Source organism: Nocardioides kongjuensis (genome assembly GCF_013409625.1).
GTDB classification, from domain to species: Bacteria; Actinomycetota; Actinomycetes; order Propionibacteriales; family Nocardioidaceae; genus Nocardioides; species Nocardioides kongjuensis.
The window spans coordinates 2,707,307-2,722,670 of record NZ_JACCBF010000001.1 but is presented as its reverse complement, the minus strand read 5'-3'; the positions used below and the strand labels follow the sequence as shown (position 1 = coordinate 2,722,670).

Below are 15,364 nucleotides of genomic sequence, written 5' to 3'. Positions count from 1 at the left end.
CCGCGCCCTCGTGGGAGCAGCGGGAGCCGAGGCGTGGGTGCCGGACCGACCGACCCTGCCGCGGCTGCGGGCTGCGGTGCAGGAGTGCCGCGGGCGGCGGCTCGCGTGGCCGGAGGACCCGCCCGTCGACGCACCACCGGCGTGGGTGCTGGCGACCACGCACCCGTCGGCCGTGCTGCGTGCACGCGACCAGCGGCAGGCGGCGTACGACGGGCTCGTGGCCGACCTGCGGCTCGCGGTGGGCTGGCTCAGTCGGTGAGCGCGGCGTACGCGACCGCGATCGCCGCGCCCAGGCGGGCGTTGTCGCGCACCAGCGCGATGTTGGTCTCCAGGGACGCGCCGCCGGAGAGCTCGACGATCCGGCCGAGCAGGTACGGCGTGATGTCCTTGCCGCGGATCCCGCGCTCGTCGGCGTCCGCGAGCGCCTGCTGGATGGTGCGCTCGATCTCGGGCTGCGGGATCTCGTCCTCGGCCGGGACCGGGTTGGCGACCGAGACCGCGCCCTCGAGGCCCAGGTCCCACTTGGCGCGCATCATCGCGGCGACCTGCTCCGGCTCGTCGAGGCGCATCGGGGCGGCGTACCCGCTGGAGCGGGAGTAGAACGACGGGAACTCGTCGGAGCGGTAGGCCACGACCGGGACGCCGAGGGTCTCGAGGACCTCGAGGGTGCGGCCGATGTCGAGCAGCGACTTCACGCCGGCGCTGACGACGGCGACGTCGGTGCGGCTCATCTCGGTCAGGTCGGCGGAGATGTCCATCGACGACTCGGCGCCGCGGTGCACGCCGCCCAGGCCGCCGGTCACGAACACCCGGATCCCGGCGAGGGCGGCCAGCCGCATCGTCGCGGCGACGGTGGTCGCGCCGTGTGCGCCGCGCGCGGCGACGTAACCGAGGTCGCGGATGCTGACCTTGGTGACCGACGGGTCGGAGGCGAGGACGTCGAGCTCGGCGGCCGACAGGCCGATTCGCGCGACGCCGTCGAGCACGGCGATCGTGGCCGGGGTGGCGCCGCCGTCGCGCACGATCTGCTCGACCTCGCGGGCCATCTCGACGTTGCGGGGGTAGGGCATCCCGTGGCTGATGATCGTCGACTCGAGGGCGACGACCGGCCCGCCGCCGGCCAACGCCTCCGCGACCTCGGGGGCGAGGGACAGGAGCGGGTGCGGGCTGGTCACGGGAGGGTCTCCGTTCGGTCGGCGCGGATCGCGGTCGCGAGGTCGGGGCGGACGGTGTCGGGGTGGGCGACGGTGAGCGCGGCGGCGAGGTGGCCGAGCCCGGCGGCCGCGACGGGCGTGTCGCCGCCGGTGCGCGCGGCGACGTACGCCGCGGTCATGGCGTCCCCGGCGCCGGTCACGTCGACGACCTCGCCGGGCCGCGCCGCGAGCGCGGTGACCGCACCCTCGTCGCTGAGCAGGCTGCCGTGCCGGCCGCGTCGTACCCACACCCGGCGCACGCCGCGCTCGTGCAGCTCGGCGGCCGCACGGGCGATCGCGGGCCGGGTGTCGGCCACGGGGCTGCCGGTGAGCGCCGCGAGCTCGGCGAGGTTGGGGGTGATCGTGTCGACGGGCGCTCCGTCGAGGAGCGGCGCGAGGCGGCCGGCCTTGGCGACGCTGACCGGGTCGAGGAGCAGCGGCACGCCGTGCTCGGCGCAGACCCGGACCGCCCAGCGCACGACGTCGGCCGGGATGTTGCCGTCGACGACGACGAAGCCGGCGCGGGGCAGCAGGTCACCGGCCCGGCCGAGCGCGTCGACGGTGAGTGCATCGGTCGCGCGCATGTCGGACGCGCCGACCACGAGCTCGCCGTCGTGGTCGAGCGTGGCCAGGTAGGTGCCGGTCCGGACCGCGCTGCGGACCACGTGGTCGACGTGCACCCCCGCGTCGGCGGTGCGGGCGAGCAGCTCGCGGCCGAAGGCGTCGTCGCCGACGACCGCCACGAGGAAGGTACGCCGGCCGAGCCGGGCCAGCCCCTCCGCGATGTTGCGGCCGACCCCGCCGGGGGAGGTGTGGATCGTGGCGGGGTTGCTGGTGCCGGGGACGGCCCGGCCGTCGGTCACCGCCTTGACGTCCATCACCGCCCCGCCGAGGACGACGACCTCCGCGGCCGGTCCCGTCACGTCGCTCCGGGCGTCTCGCGGTGGTGGTTGAGCACCGCGATCTTCTGCCAGATCTTGCGCTCCAGGGACACCGTGAGCGTCTCGACGGTGCTCACCGTGTCGAGCACGACCGGGTCGCGCGACGCCTCGGCGCACAGCGCCGCGGTCTTGCCGACCAGGCTGAGCAGCTCGGAGCAGTAGTCGAGGTAGTGCTCGAGCTGGTCGGTGTCGAGGTCCATCGGGACGCTCGCGCCGGTCGGCACGAACTCCGAGCGCAACCGCTCCGGGTCCTTGGTCAGCTGGTGCATGTCGACGATGTGCGCCAGCGAGCGCAGCCGGTGGAGCAGCTCGAGCAGGCTGGCGCGCTGCAGCCGCTCGGGCACGGAGTAGAGGAACCAGATCGCCAGCGCTGCGAACACCAGGTCGTTGACCGAGCTCTCCAGCAGCGGGATCCAGGCCAGCCCGTCATCGGGTGCGTCCGCGATCGCCGAGCGGATCGCCAGCACCATCACGGTCCCGGTCACCACGAGCACGGCCACGATCCCGAACCGCGACAGCGGCCGCAGCCACGACCTGCGACCGCGTGCCGTGGCCGTCGACGAGTCCACCGTCTCCACCAGCCCGGCCAGCTCGCCGACCACCTTGGTGAGGCCGCGCCCGGGGAAGCGGGCCGCGATGCGCTGCTCGAGGCGGCGCACGGTCGCGAGGACCGGCGCGGCCTGGACGCGCTCGAGCGGGGACGGCACGGCGGCAGCCTAGTGCGCGCCTACGATGGAGCCATGGGTTCCGCCGTGCTCGACTGTGCCCACTTCACGGCGGGGGAGTGCCGCTCGTGCACCTGGCTCGGGCAGCCGTACGACGACCAGCTGGCCGCCAAGCTCGCCGCGACCCGCGCCCTGGTCGACGCGCCCGGGCTGGTCTGGCTGCCGCCGGTGACCAGTCCGATGGCGGGCTTCCGCAACAAGGCCAAGATGGTCGTCGCCGGGACCGCGGACGCGCCGACGCTGGGGATCCTGGGGCCGGAGGGCAAGGGCGTCGACCTGCGCGACTGCGCGCTGCACGAGCCGGTCGTCGTGGCGGCGATGCCGGTCCTGGCCGAGCTCGTGCGGCGCACCGACCTGACGCCGTACGACGTGGCGTCGGCGGCACCGGTCGGCCAGCGCGGTGAGCTCAAGCACCTGCTCGTGACGGCCTCGCCGGACGGTGAGCTGATGGTGCGCCTCGTGGTCCGCTCGACCGCGGTCGAGGCGCGGGTCCGCAAGCACCTGCCGTGGCTGCTCGACGCCCTGCCCGGGCTGCGCGTCGTCACGCTCAACGTCCAGCCCGAGCACCGGGCGGTGCTCGAGGGGGAGCGCGAGGTGGTGCTGACCGAGGCCGACACGCTGCCCATGCGGCTCGGCGGGGTCAGCCTGCACCTGCGCCCGCGCAGCTTCTTCCAGACCAACACCGCCGTCGCCGCGGCGCTGTACGCCGAGGCGACGGCCTGGGTCGCCGACCTGGCACGGAGCCGGGTGGTCGACCTCTACTGCGGGGTCGGCGGGTTCGCGCTGCACCTGGCCGCGCCGGGCCGGCAGGTGACCGGCATCGAGATCAGCGCGGACGCGATCGCCTCGGCCGAGCGCTCACGTGACGAGGCCGGCCTGCCCGGCGAGATCGACTTCGCGGTGGGCGACGCGACCGCGCCGGAGCACGCCACGCTGCTGGCCGGTGCCGACCTGGTCGTGGTCAACCCGCCGCGACGCGGCCTGGGCCACGACCTGTCCGTCCGGCTCGAGGAGTCGGGGGCGTCGTACGTGCTCTACTCCAGCTGCAACCCCGAGACCCTGGCGCGCGACCTGGCCGACCTGGCGTCGTACCGGCCGGTGCGGGGACGCCTGCTCGACATGTTCCCGCAGACCCCGCACGCAGAGGTGCTGCTCCTGCTGGAGCGTCAGCGCAGCGAGTAGGTCGCGAGCGACACGCCGACGTAGTGGGCGGCGAAGGCGGCGATCGTGAAGCCGTGGAAGATCTCGTGGAACCCGAACACCCGCGGTGACGGGTTGGGCCACTGGAACCCGTAGACCAGGCCCCCCATCGTGTAGAGCGCGCCGCCGACCGCGATGAGCACGAAGATCGCGATCCCGATGCCGAGGCCGAGAGCGATCGCGCCCTCGAAGAACGCGGGGATGAAGAAGATCGCCGCCCAGCCGAGCGCGATGTAGATCGGCGCGGACAGCCAGCGCGGGGCGGTGGGCCAGAACAGCTTGAACGCGATGCCGAGCAGTGCGCCGGTCCACGCGGTCGCGAGCATCACCACCCGGGAGGTGCCGTCGAGCAGGATCAGCGCGAACGGCGTGTAGGAACCGGCGATGAACAAGAAGATGTTGGAGTGGTCGAACCGGTTGAGCACGGTCCAGACCTTCGGCGACCAGGTGCCGCGGTGGTAGAGCGCGGAGATGCCGAACAGCAGCAGCGCGGAGCCGGCGTACAGCGCCGAGCCGACCTTGGTGGTGGCGGTCGGCGAGAGGCAGATCAGCACGATGCCGGCGGCCAGGACGAGCGGGGTGGACGCGAGGTGGAACCAGCCGCGGAGCTTCGGCTTGATGTCCGCGACCGTCTCGCTGATCTGTTCCCCGAGGTCGTCCAGCCGGTCGCGGACCTTGCCGTTCGCGTGGTGGATGGCCTGGTTCATGCACCGAAGGGTACCCGGGGCCCGCAGACGCAACGACGGCCGGACGAACGTGATCTCACGCTCATCCGGCCGTCGCGAGTAGCCCGTTCGGGCCAGGCTCAGGCGGTGTGGACCGGCGGACCCTCCGAGGGCTGCACGATGACGAAGCCCGGTCCCTGGAAGGCGACCTGGAAGGCCTCGCCCGAGCCGCGGCCGATGAGCGCGCCCGCCGACAGGGTGGAGCGGAGCGAGGTCTGCAGGTGCACCGACCAGGCGACCAGCGCGTTGGCGTCGGCGAAGGTCGGGGCCTCGGCCGCGTTGAGCACGACCGGCGCGCCCTCGGTGGTGATGGCGACCCAGCCGGTGCCACGCAGGGTGGTGTTGAACAGCCCTCCCGCGGCGATGCTGCCGCCCTTGACCCGCTCCACGTTCCACTCGAGCGAGGCCGAGAAGGCGAGGACGTTCTTGCCGCTCACCGACAGGCCGCTGTTGTTGAGGTGCAGGATGTGCACCTCGTGCGCGAGGTCGGCGAGGAAGACGTCGCCCTGGCCCTCGACCCGCATCAGCTGCAGGCCCTCGCCGGTCAGCGCCTTCTTCAGGAACTTCGCGGCGCCGCCGCCCTGGTAGTTGAAGTTCACGTTGCCCTGGTAGGCGACCATCGAGCCCTGCTTGGCCATGAACGGCTCGGTGATCCGCACCCGGAGCAGCTTCTTGTTCTGCAAGATCGCGCCCGCGCCGTCGACCTCGCTGAAGCGGCCGTCGATCAGCTCGCCGGAGATGCCGGCGAAGGCGTCGGCCGGCACCTGCTGGGGGCTGTAGCCGCCCATCGGCTGCTGGGCCATCGGCTGCTGGGCCATGGGCTGCTGTGCCATGGGCTGGGGCTGGTACGACGGCGGCTGGGCCGACTGGTAGGGCTGCTGCTCGGGCTGCGCGGCCTGCTCGGGCCGGGCCGGCTCGGCGGCATGGGCCGGCTGGGCCGACCGCGGGGCGACCTGGGTGACGGCGTCGAAGGAGAACGACGGCTCGGCGGACTCGCTCGGCGCCTCCTCGGACGCGGACTCCGCGCCGTCGGTGGACGCGGCGGCCTCCTGGCTGCCGACCCAGGCATCGCCGGAGGAGCCGCTGTCCGAGGTGCCGGTGGCACTGCTGGAGTCCGTGGCCGCCGCGGCCGAGCCGGCGTCGGCGGACGGGTAGAGGGGGTTGGTCGACTGCACGCCCTGGTCGGACACGTGGTCGGTCCACTGGGAGCCGTCCCAGTAGCGGAGCTCGTGGCGTCCGGTGGGGTCCGGGTGCCAGGCGGCTGCAGTCATGGTCGTCCTATCTCTCGGTCTGTCGGGTCTCGGGTTCGAAGCCGGTGTGGGGATCATCGTGTCAGCCGGGTGGGTGGGCCGGTAGCCCGGCTAATATCGAGGTGTGGCGGATTGGAAGCGCGGTGCGCGCAGGGTGCTCTACCCGGCGTACGAGGCACGCATGCTTCGCAAGATGCCGGCCAACCTGCCCAAGCACATCGGCGTGATGCTCGACGGCAACCGGCGCTGGGCCAAGGCCGTAGGCCGCGACACCGCCCACGGGCACCGTGCGGGCGCGGCCAACATCGAGCCGCTGCTCGGCTGGTGCGACGAGGTCGGCATCGAGGTGGTCACCTTGTGGCTGCTCTCGACCGACAACCTCAACCGGCCCGCCGAGGAGCTCGAGCCGCTGCTCGAGATCATCGTCGACGCGGTCGACTCGCTCGCCGACCAGCGCCGCTGGCGGCTGCACCCCGTCGGCGCCCTCGACCTGCTCCCTGACGCCGCGGCCAAGCGGCTCAAGGCCGCCGCCGAGGCCACCGCCGACGTCGACGGGATGATCGTCAACGTCGCCGTCGCGTACGGCGGACGCCGCGAGATCGCCGACGCCGTCCGCTCCCTGCTCACCGAGCACGCCGCCCTCGGCACCCCGCTCGAGCTGCTCGCCCAGCAGATCGACATCGAGCACATCGAGGAGCACCTCTACACCAAGGGCCAGCCCGACCCGGACCTCGTGATCCGCACCTCGGGGGAGCAGCGCCTCGGCGGGTTCCTGCTGTGGCAGAGCGCGAAGTCCGAGTTCTACTTCTGCGAGGCCTACTGGCCCGACTTCCGCCGCGTCGACTTCCTGCGCGCGATCCGCGCCTACGCACAACGCGAGCGCCGGTTCGGGGCCTGAACGTCGCGCCGGTACCGTGGCGGCGTGAGCAAGCCCATCACGCTGCTGACCGTCGAGTCGACGGAGCAGCTCAGCCCGGGGATGACCCGGATCCGCTTCTCCGGCGACCTGGCCGTCTTCGCGGGCAGCACCTTCACCGACCGCTACGTGAAGCTCGTCTTCGGCGACCCGGCCGAGCTCGAGAACGGTGGCCGCCCGACGCTGCGGACCTACACCGCGCTCGAGCCCGACGTCGCGAAGGGCACGCTCACCATCGACTTCGTCGTCCACGGTGACGAGGGGGTCGCCGGTCCCTGGGCGGCGAAGGCCCGACCCGGCGACACCATCCACGTCCGTGGACCCGGCGGCGCCTACGCGCCCGACCCGGCCGCCGACTGGCACCTGCTCGCCGGCGACGAGGCCGCGATCCCCGCGATCCGCCAGGCGCTGGCCGCGCTGGCCGAGGACGCGCAGGGGTACGTCGTGCTGCAGGTCGACGGGCCGGCGTACGAGCAGCCGGTCGCTGCTCCCGCCGGCGTCGAGCTGACCTGGCTGCACCGCTCCGACCCGAGCCACCCCGGCCTGGCCGACGCCGTGCGCGCTCTGCCGTGGCGCGAGGGCCGGGTGCACGCGTTCGTGCACGGCGAGGGGCAGGCCGTGATGAAGGAGATCCGGCCCTACCTGTACGGCGAGCGCGCGGTCCCGCGCGCCGACGTCTCGATCTCCGCGTACTGGAAGCAGGGCCGCACCGAGGAGACCTTCCGTGAGTGGAAGGCCGACCTGGCCCGCACCGAGGAAGGCACGTCATGAACACCCCCACCCGCCTGTTCCGCACCGTCGCGATCGCCGAGGCGATCACCTGGACGGGTCTGCTGCTCGGCATGTTCCTCAAGTACGGCCCGGCGGAGAACGAGACCGGCGTGCGGATCTTCGGGATGCTGCACGGCATCGTGTTCGTCGCGTACGTCGTCACGACGGTCGTGGTCTGGGTGGACCGGCGCTGGTCGGCGGGCCGTGGCCTGCTCGCGCTGGTCGCCGCCGTACCGCCGCTCGCGACGCTGCCGCTCGAGTGGTTCGCGATCCGCAAGGGCTGGCTGGGCGACGCGTGGCGGCTGCCCGCCGGTGCCGGAGCGTCGCTCCCGGACCGGGTCGTCGCCTGGCTGCTCACGAACCCGCTGCGCGGGCTGGGCGTGGGCCTGGTCGCCGTGGCCGCGCTGACCGGCGTCGCGCTGGTTGTGGGCCCGCCCGGATCCTGACCCCGGTCGATCCCGGTCAGCGGGAGATCCCTTCCGCCGTCCGGGGGCGCCGGTGAGGCTCGCGGCATGAGCGACCTCAACTGGACCCTGTCCGTGGGGATGGTGCCGACCGGCGACCTCCCCGAGCTGGCCCGTGCGGCCGAGGCCGAGGGCTGGGACGCGATCAGCCTCCCCGACTCGGTGTTCTTCCCCGAGCAGGTCTCGGCCGACTACCCCTACTCCGGCGACGGCAAGCGGATGTGGGCCCCCGACACCGACATGCCCGACCCGTTGGTGACGATCGCGGCGCTGGCCGCGGTCACCGAGCGGATCCGGTTCCGGGTCTCGGTCCTCAAGCTGCCGCTGCGCGACCCGCTGCTGCTCGCCAAGCAGGTCTCCACGCTCGCCGTGCTGACGGGGGAGCGGCTCGAGCTCGGCGTCGGGCTGTCGTGGATGCCCGAGGAGTTCCGGTTCACCGGGACCGAGATGCGCACCCGCGGCGCCCGCACCGACGAGGCGATCGCCGTCCTGCGTGCGGTGTGCCCCGGCGAGGGCCCGCAGTGGGCGGAGTTCCACGGCCAGCACTACGACTTCGACCGGCTGATCATCTCCCCGGCGCCGCAGCGACCGCTGCCCATCCTGGTCGGTGGCCACACCGAGCCGGCCCTGCGTCGCGCCGCCCGTCTCGGCGACGGCTGGATCTCGGCCAACCTGCCCGCCGCCGACCTGCCGGCGGTGATCGCGCGGCTCGAGGAGCTGCGCGCGGAGGAGGGGCGGGCCGACGTACCGTTCTCGGTCTGCGTCTCGCCCGTCGGGGTCGACGACGCGGCCGGCTTCGACGACCTCGCCGCCGCCGGCGCGACCGACGTGTGGCTGAACCCCTGGCGGTTCCACGCTCACGCGGTGGCCGATCGTGAGACCCGGCTGGAGAGCGTGGCGAGGTTCGCCGCGGAGTTCATCCGCCGCTGACGCGGTCGAGCGTCACACCGAGACGGGCTCGGCCTCCTCGCCGAGGTACGCCCGCCGGACCGCGGGATCGACGCGGATCTCGGCGGGGGTGCCCTCGGCGATCCGGTGCCCGAAGTCGAGGACGACGACCCGGTCGGCGTTCTCGAGCACGAGCGCCACGTCGTGCTCGATGAGCAGGATGCCCATGCCCCACTCGTCGGCCAGGCGGCGCACGAGGCGGCCGAGCTCGGCGCTCTCGGTCTCGTCGAGCCCGGCGGCCGGCTCGTCGAGCATCAGGACCGACGGGCTGCTGGCGACCGCGCGGGCGATGGCGACGAGACGACGCTGGCCGTAGGAGAGGTCCTCGGCGCGGGTGTCGAGCAGCGGCGCGAGGCCGAGCTCCTCGACGGCGGCGACCACGGTGGCGGGCATCCGTGACCGGCCGGGCAGGACCAGGTCGGTGAGGTACGCCAGCCGGTCGCGGCGGTCGGCGGCGGCCAGCAGGTTCTCGCGCACGGTCAGGTCGTCGAAGAGCTCGAGCGACTGGAACGAGCGGGAGAGGCCGGCCCGGGCGCGGCGGTACGGCGCCCAGCGGGACACGTCGCGCCCGTCCCAGGTGATCGCGCCCGACGAGATCCGGTTGTTGCCGCTGACGCAGTCGATCAGAGTCGTCTTGCCGGCGCCGTTGGGGCCGAGCAGGCCGACGACCTGGCCGGGCGCGACGCTCAGCGAGACGTCGTCGAGGGCGACGAACCCGCCGAAGCGCTGGGTGAGACCGGTGACCTCGAGGGTCCGCGGTGCGACGGTCGTCCGCTCGGTCGCCGGCAGCGGCTGGGGCTTGCCGGGGCGCAGGCCGGGGATCCTGGCGCGCAGCCGGCGGGTGGAGGCGTCGATCGACTCCGCGACGCCGTGCTGGCTGGCGATCAGCGTGATGATCAGCAGGAGCGCCGAGGCGAGCGGCAGCCAGGACTGCCAGGTGAGCCCGTCCTGCACCCCCGCGGTCGTGGCCGGTCCGTCCGAGCCGAGCAGCGTGATCAGGCCGCCGGGCGCGGAGATGGCGCCGATGAACGGACCGGCGAGGTAGCCGGTGCTGCCGATGACCGTCGCCGCGAGCACGGAGATCGAGGCGCCCGGGGCGAACAGCTGCGGGTAGAGGATCGTCGCGTAGCTGAAGCCGAGCAGCGCGCCGCCGAGGCCCGCGATGCCGGCCGAGAGCGTGAAGGCGTACAGCTTGGCCTCGAAGACGTTGACGCCGATCGCGGCGGCGGCCCGCTCGTTGGTGCGGACGGCGAGCAGCCGGCGCCCGCTGCGACCGCGACGCACGTTGGCGACGACGAGCGCGGCCAGGACCAGCGCGACGAGGCAGACCAGGGCGTAGTTGCGGGCGTGGTCGATCGGCTCGATGTCGATGCCGAACAGGGTGATGTCGCCGGGGGTGACCTTGGCGGTGTAGTCGCTGTTGCTGAACACCATCTGGTGCACCGCGAAGCCGAGGCCGAAGGTGACCACGGCGAGGTTGACGCCGCGGGTGCGCAGGGCGGGCAGGCCGAACAGCAGTCCGACCAGCATCGCCACGACCACGCCGGCGACCAGCGCCAGCTCGAACGGCCAGTCGTGGAAGACCACGAACCGGCCCGCGGCGAAGGCGCCGATGCCGGCGAGGGCGAACTGGGCGATGGAGAGCTGTCCGGCGTACCCGGTGAGCAGCACGATGGACAGCCCGACCAGCGCGAAGGTGGCGCTGATGATGGTCGGTGCGTACCAGTCGGCCGAGGCGCCGAGGCCGACCCAGAGCAGCGCGCCGCCGGCGAGGACCAGCACGACGACGGGCCGGACCCGGCCGGTGCCGACGCGGGGGAGCCGGTCGGTGATGCTGCCGCGCAGCGGCAGGCCGCGGCCGCGCAGCACCAGCACGACGATGATCGCGAGGAACGGTACGGCGTCCGAGACGCCGGTCTGGTCGGTGAAGTGCCGGGTGGCGGACTGGGCCGCGCCGAGGAACAGTCCGCCCAGCAGGGCGAGCGGGTAGGAGCGGAAGCCGCCGAGCAGGGCGGTGGCGAGTGCGCCGATGATCAGGACGCCGAACGGGGTCGGCGAGATGAAGCCGAAGGTCGTCGACGGGAACAGGCCGCCGGCCAGGGCGGCGAGACCGCCGCCGATCGCCCAGGTGATGCTGGCGAGCAGGTCCGGGGCCCAGCCCAGGGCGGCTGCGCCGCGCGGGTTCTCGGCCGACGCTGAGACGGCGTACCCGATCCGGGTGCGGGTGCCGGCGAGCGCCAGGGCGAGCGCGACGACGGTCGCGATGCCGACCAGCCAGAACGCGTACTGGCCGACCACGATGTCGCCGGGCACGGTGATCGCGTCGTTCGGCAGCGGCGACTCGGTGCGCAGCTGCTGGGCGCCGTACTTCAGCTGGACGCCCTCGGTCAGCAGCGTCAGCAGGCCGAGGGTGGCGATCACCCGGGCCAGCGGGCTGGCGCTGCGCAGGGGACGCAGCACCAGGTGGTGGGTGAGCACCCCGAGCAGGGCGGTCGCGGCGACCGCGGTGCCCAGCGAGACGCCCAGGCCGAGACCGTGGACGGTCTGCAGCTCGTAGGTGAGGTAGGCGCCGACCAGCGCGAAGCCCGCGTGGGCGAAGTTGATGACACCCGAGCCGCGGTAGATCACGACCAGTCCGAGGCCGAGCAGGGCGAAGATGCCGCCCGTGCCCAGGCCGAGGAGGGCGTAGCGGATGAGGTCGGTCATGGTTCGGTGCTCTCGCTCAGGTAGGTGGCGGCGATGCGCTCGGCGTCGTCGCGCAGTTCGGAGGCGGGTCCCGAGAGGACGATGCGGCCGCGCCGCATCACGTGCACGTGGTCGGCGATCGCCAGCGCCTGCCGGACGTGCTGCTCGACGAGCACGACCGCGACGCCGTCGTCCGCCGCCCGGCGCACGGCACTCAGCAGCCGCTCGACGACCAGCGGGGCCAGGCCCAGGGACAGCTCGTCGGCGAGCAGGACCTTCGGCTCGGCGGCGAGGATCCGCCCGAGGGCGAGCATCTGCTGCTGGCCGCCCGAGAGCAGCCCGACCTTCTTGGACAGGTGGGGCTCGAGCTCGGGGAAGTGGGCCAGCGCCTTCTCGGCCGAACCGCGGCCGATCCTCAGGTTCTGCCAGCCGGTGAGCTGCATGAAGACGCAGCGCTCCTCGGTCAGGAAGCCCAGGCCCGCACGGGCCCGTTGGTGCAGGCGCCGCCGCCGGGCGTCGCCGAGGACCGCCACCGATCCCGAGATCGGTGCCAGCTCGCCGGCGAGGGACAGCAGGGTGGTGGTCTTGCCGGCGCCGTTGGCGCCGAGCAGGGCCAGCACCTCGCCGGACCGCACCCGCAGGTCGACGCCGTGGACGGCGGGGGTCCCGGCGTACCCGGCGGTCAGGCCGGTCGCCTCGACGACGACCCGGCCGGGCTCGACCCGGCCGCCCGGGACGTGCGGCGCCTGCACCGTGGTCACGAGGCCGGGGTCAGGGAGGCGCCGAGGTCGACGTAGTCGCCGTCCTGGTGGAGCGCGCCGTCCTTGATGTCGTGGAACATGACCTTGGTGTTGAAGATCCGGTTCATGCCGGGGGCGGGGAACTCCTGGGTGAAGCTCAGCTCCGGCGTGAAGCCCAGGCCGTCGACCGCGGAGGCCGCGTCGAAGGCCGCCTTGACGCCGGCCGCGGAGACGTCGGTGCTGTCCTTGAGGACCTCGGCGAGCAGCTGGTAGCCGACCCACGTGCTCTGGTACGACATGTAGGACCAGCCGCCGTTCTCCTCGCTGGACATGTCGCCGACGATCTTCTTGGCGTCGTCCCACACGGCGTCGCCCGAGGGCGGGAACGGCGACATGGTGACGGCGCTGTCGAGGGCGCCGCCGGCCTGGCTGATCGCCGAGTCGGTCAGGGTGCCCGGGAAGGCGTAGTACTTCGTCTTGCTGCCGAGGCTCGCGCCGGCGGCGGCGACACCCGTCAGCGGTCCCGAGGGGATCGACATGATCGCGCAGTCGTAGTCGCTGATCTCCTGGGCGATCGAGCTGAAGTCGGTGGTGGTCGGCGGCACGGGTACGACGGTCGCGGGCGCGTGGCCCTGGCTGGCGAGGCCGACGTTGCCGAGCTCCTTGACCGAGCCGCTGGACGGCAGGTCGTACATCACGTTGGCGACCTTGTCGCAGCCGTCCTCGGCGGCCTTGGCGCCCAGTCCGGCCTGGGCGATGACGCCCGGGACGATCGGGTAGCTGAACTTGCTGGACAGCTCGGCCGCGCTGATCACCGGCGGGGCGATCCACGAGATGCCGGCCTTCTCCAGGATCGGGAGGATGGTGTCGCCGTTGGCGCTGAAGCCACCGACGACGGCGGAGACGCCCTCGTCGACGGCCTTGCGGGCGCAGTCGGCGGCCTTGTTGGGGTCGGCGCCCTCGTTGCAGGGCACGACCACGACCTCGTGGCCGTTGATGCCGCCGGCGTTGTTGATGGCGACCTTGGCGCCGTCGGCGACGTCGAGCGCCGCCTTGAAGTTGATCGTGTCGGTGTCGTAGGGCGTGAACGTCATGACCTTGATCGGGTCACCCGAGAAAGTGACGTCGGCGTTCTGCTTCGGCTTGGCGAAGTCGTCCTTGCCGTCGTCCCCGCCACCGCACGCGGTGAGGCTGAGGAGCAGGACGGATGCGGTCGCGAGGCCGCCGAGGCGGCGGCGACGGCTGATCTGGTCGGTCATGGCGCGGAACGTAGGTGCGGGAACCTTCGCCGAATGTGACCTGTCGCACTGAGTGGGACAGGTCACATCCGGGCGGAACCCGCCGACGCTCGCGCGCGTCAGAGCGGGCATGACGCTCCTCGCCCGCCGCTCCGCCCTCCAGCTCGGGATCGCCGCCCTCGGCGCCTGTGCGCTCACCGCCTGCGGCGACGACGGACCCTCGCCCCGGGGGCGCACGCCGGCCGAGGTGGACGGGATCGAGCTGGTCTCCTCCGACGTACGCCGGGCCGCGGGCGACCCGAGCCTGGTCGCCCCGGTCGTCGCCGGGCTCGACGCCTTCGCCGGTCGGCTGTACGGCGAGCTGGCGGGAGCCGGTGGCGACAACCTGGGCATCTCGCCGTACTCCGTGCTGGTGGCGCTCGGCATGACCCTCACCGGTGCCGCCGGCACGACCGCCGACGAGATGCGGACCGTGCTGGGCGTCGGGGACCTCGGCCAGCGCTGGCACAAGGGTGTCAACGCCCTCACCGCGACGATCGAGGGCCTGGCCGGCGAGCACGAGCGGGCCGACGGGTCGAAGGCCGAGCTGCAGCTGAGCACCGCCGACCAGGTCTTCGGGCAGCGCGGCGTGGCGTGGGAGTCCGACTTCCTCGACCTGCTCGCCAAGGAGTACGGCGCCGGCCTGCGCACCGTCGACTTCGAGACCGCCGCCGAGCGGGCGCGCACCGCGATCAACGCCTGGGTCGAGGTGCAGACCCACGACCGGATCGTCGACCTGCTGGCCGAGGGCGCCGTCGACGCCTCGACCCGGCTGGTGCTCGTCGACGCGATCCACCTCAAGGCTGCGTGGGAGAACCCGTTCGAGAAGGACCTGACCGCGACCGGGCCGTTCCACCGTGCCGACGGCTCGAGCGTCGAGGCCGAGCTGATGCGGCTGCCCGAGCTCTCGACGTACCTCGTGCGCGGGGACGGCTGGAGCTCCGTCTCGCTGCCCTACGCCGGACGCGGACTCGCGATGACCGTCGTGCTCCCCGACGAGGGCGCCCTGGACCGGGTCGAGGAGCAGGTCCGGTCCGGCGGCTTCGCGGGGTTCCTGGCCACCGCCGACGCGCAGCCGACCGCCGTCGAGCTCACCTTGCCGCGCTGGTCCTTCCGCACCAGTGCGCCGCTCAAGGAGCCGCTGGTCGAGCTCGGCATGCCGACCGCCTTCGCCGACGGCGCGGACTTCACGCCGATGACCGAGGAGGACCTGCCGCTGGTCGTGGCCGACGTCGTCCACCAGGGCTTCGTCGCGGTCGACGAGGAGGGCACCGAGGCTGCGGCCGCCACGGCGGTGATCATGGCGGAGACGGCGGTGCCGGTCACCGAGCCGTTCGTCGTCGACCGGCCCTTCCTGTTCGTGGTCCACGACGCGGAGCACGGCACCCCGCTCTTCGTCGGTCGCGTGACGGATCCCATCGGCTGAACCCCTCAGGTGCTGGCGGGCCGCCGGATTTAAGCAAAACCGGCGGATCCGTTCCCGTCCTGTTCACCACCGTCACCCTTTCTGGTCGCGGACCGCCGTCAAC

The 15,364-nt window shown here is 73.1% G+C and carries 15 protein-coding genes; 7 read left to right on the top strand and 8 right to left on the bottom strand.

Annotated elements, in window-relative coordinates:
* Positions 1 to 10: 10 nt before the first annotated feature.
* Positions 11 to 259, top strand: coding sequence for a uracil-DNA glycosylase family protein (locus BJ958_RS27870; protein ID WP_246319041.1), 249 nt, complete (start codon positions 11 to 13; stop codon positions 257 to 259).
* Here BJ958_RS27870 and BJ958_RS13060 read toward each other — a convergent pair.
* Genes BJ958_RS13060 through BJ958_RS13050 form a run of 3 tightly spaced genes read right to left on the bottom strand, consistent with a single transcriptional unit; the run spans position 249 to position 2,841 of the window.
* Positions 249 to 1,175, bottom strand: coding sequence for a pseudouridine-5'-phosphate glycosidase (locus BJ958_RS13060; protein WP_179727221.1), 927 nt, complete (start codon positions 1,173 to 1,175; stop codon positions 249 to 251). The genes BJ958_RS27870 and BJ958_RS13060 overlap by 11 nt on opposite strands.
* The gene (locus BJ958_RS13055; RefSeq protein ID WP_179727220.1) at positions 1,172 to 2,116 is read right to left on the bottom strand and encodes a PfkB family carbohydrate kinase; all 945 of its coding nucleotides are present in this window, start codon (positions 2,114 to 2,116) and stop codon (positions 1,172 to 1,174) included. The genes BJ958_RS13060 and BJ958_RS13055 overlap by 4 nt, the downstream gene beginning before the upstream one ends.
* Positions 2,113 to 2,841, bottom strand: coding sequence for a hypothetical protein (locus BJ958_RS13050; RefSeq protein WP_179727219.1), 729 nt, complete (start codon positions 2,839 to 2,841; stop codon positions 2,113 to 2,115). Before BJ958_RS13050 ends, BJ958_RS13055 begins: the two co-directional genes overlap by 4 nt.
* A 33-nt stretch (positions 2,842 to 2,874) precedes the next feature.
* On the opposite strand from BJ958_RS13050, the gene rlmC reads away from it, so the two are divergent.
* The gene (gene rlmC / locus BJ958_RS13045; RefSeq protein WP_179727218.1) at positions 2,875 to 4,041 is read left to right on the top strand and encodes a 23S rRNA (uracil(747)-C(5))-methyltransferase RlmC; all 1,167 of its coding nucleotides are present in this window, start codon (positions 2,875 to 2,877) and stop codon (positions 4,039 to 4,041) included.
* Here rlmC and trhA read toward each other — a convergent pair.
* Together trhA and BJ958_RS27865 are read right to left on the bottom strand one after the other, a co-directional pair.
* Entirely contained in the window at positions 4,026 to 4,766 is a 741-nt protein-coding gene (gene trhA, locus BJ958_RS13040; protein WP_179727217.1) for a PAQR family membrane homeostasis protein TrhA, read from the bottom strand. The genes rlmC and trhA overlap by 16 nt on opposite strands.
* Before the next feature lie 98 nt (positions 4,767 to 4,864).
* Entirely contained in the window at positions 4,865 to 6,055 is a 1,191-nt protein-coding gene (locus BJ958_RS27865; RefSeq protein ID WP_179727216.1) for an AIM24 family protein, read from the bottom strand.
* A gap of 103 nt (positions 6,056 to 6,158) precedes the next feature.
* Between BJ958_RS27865 and BJ958_RS13030 the strand changes: the two genes are divergently transcribed.
* The 4 genes from BJ958_RS13030 to BJ958_RS13015 all read left to right on the top strand — a co-directional run bounded on the left by BJ958_RS13030 (position 6,159) and on the right by BJ958_RS13015 (position 9,115).
* On the top strand, positions 6,159 to 6,932 hold the full coding sequence (locus tag BJ958_RS13030; RefSeq protein ID WP_179727215.1) for an isoprenyl transferase: 774 nt from the start codon (positions 6,159 to 6,161) through the stop codon (positions 6,930 to 6,932).
* Between the two features lie 24 nt (positions 6,933 to 6,956).
* Positions 6,957 to 7,721: an SIP domain-containing protein gene (locus tag BJ958_RS13025; RefSeq protein ID WP_179727214.1), complete on the top strand. Its 765-nt coding sequence runs from the start codon at positions 6,957 to 6,959 to the stop codon at positions 7,719 to 7,721.
* Positions 7,718 to 8,167 carry a DUF3817 domain-containing protein gene (locus BJ958_RS13020; RefSeq protein ID WP_179727213.1) on the top strand — a complete coding sequence of 150 codons (450 nt, stop codon included), beginning with the start codon at positions 7,718 to 7,720 and terminating at the stop codon, positions 8,165 to 8,167. Before BJ958_RS13025 ends, BJ958_RS13020 begins: the two co-directional genes overlap by 4 nt.
* 66 nt (positions 8,168 to 8,233) lie before the next feature.
* Positions 8,234 to 9,115, top strand: a complete 882-nt coding sequence (locus BJ958_RS13015; protein WP_179727212.1) for a TIGR03619 family F420-dependent LLM class oxidoreductase — start codon at positions 8,234 to 8,236, stop codon at positions 9,113 to 9,115.
* A gap of 12 nt (positions 9,116 to 9,127) precedes the next feature.
* Here the strand turns inward: BJ958_RS13015 and BJ958_RS13010 are convergent, their stop codons facing one another.
* Genes BJ958_RS13010 through BJ958_RS13000 form a run of 3 tightly spaced genes read right to left on the bottom strand, consistent with a single transcriptional unit; the run spans position 9,128 to position 13,817 of the window.
* Entirely contained in the window at positions 9,128 to 11,839 is a 2,712-nt protein-coding gene (locus tag BJ958_RS13010) for a branched-chain amino acid ABC transporter permease/ATP-binding protein (protein ID WP_179727211.1), read from the bottom strand.
* Positions 11,836 to 12,579: an ABC transporter ATP-binding protein gene (locus BJ958_RS13005; protein ID WP_343052671.1), complete on the bottom strand. Its 744-nt coding sequence runs from the start codon at positions 12,577 to 12,579 to the stop codon at positions 11,836 to 11,838. The genes BJ958_RS13010 and BJ958_RS13005 overlap by 4 nt, the downstream gene beginning before the upstream one ends.
* Positions 12,576 to 13,817, bottom strand: coding sequence for an ABC transporter substrate-binding protein (locus tag BJ958_RS13000; protein WP_179727210.1), 1,242 nt, complete (start codon positions 13,815 to 13,817; stop codon positions 12,576 to 12,578). The genes BJ958_RS13005 and BJ958_RS13000 overlap by 4 nt, the downstream gene beginning before the upstream one ends.
* A gap of 109 nt (positions 13,818 to 13,926) precedes the next feature.
* Between BJ958_RS13000 and BJ958_RS12995 the strand changes: the two genes are divergently transcribed.
* A complete protein-coding gene (locus tag BJ958_RS12995; protein ID WP_179727209.1) occupies positions 13,927 to 15,261 on the top strand; it encodes a serpin family protein in 1,335 nt (444 codons plus the stop codon).
* Positions 15,262 to 15,364 lie beyond the last annotated feature (103 nt).

What these genes read in the sequence shown, in the direction of transcription:
- rlmC (WP_179727218.1), top strand. Translation starts at nt 2,875, where the DNA reads ATGGGTTCCGCCGTGCTCGACTGTGCCCACTTCACGGCGGGGGAGTGC.
- trhA (WP_179727217.1), bottom strand. Translation starts at nt 4,766, where the DNA reads ATGAACCAGGCCATCCACCACGCGAACGGCAAGGTCCGCGACCGGCTG.
- BJ958_RS27865 (WP_179727216.1), bottom strand. Translation starts at nt 6,055, where the DNA reads ATGACTGCAGCCGCCTGGCACCCGGACCCCACCGGACGCCACGAGCTC.
- BJ958_RS13020 (WP_179727213.1), top strand. Translation starts at nt 7,718, where the DNA reads ATGAACACCCCCACCCGCCTGTTCCGCACCGTCGCGATCGCCGAGGCG.
- BJ958_RS13015 (WP_179727212.1), top strand. Translation starts at nt 8,234, where the DNA reads ATGAGCGACCTCAACTGGACCCTGTCCGTGGGGATGGTGCCGACCGGC.
- BJ958_RS13010 (WP_179727211.1), bottom strand. Translation starts at nt 11,839, where the DNA reads ATGACCGACCTCATCCGCTACGCCCTCCTCGGCCTGGGCACGGGCGGC.
- BJ958_RS13000 (WP_179727210.1), bottom strand. Translation starts at nt 13,817, where the DNA reads ATGACCGACCAGATCAGCCGTCGCCGCCGCCTCGGCGGCCTCGCGACC.
- BJ958_RS12995 (WP_179727209.1), top strand. Translation starts at nt 13,927, where the DNA reads ATGACGCTCCTCGCCCGCCGCTCCGCCCTCCAGCTCGGGATCGCCGCC.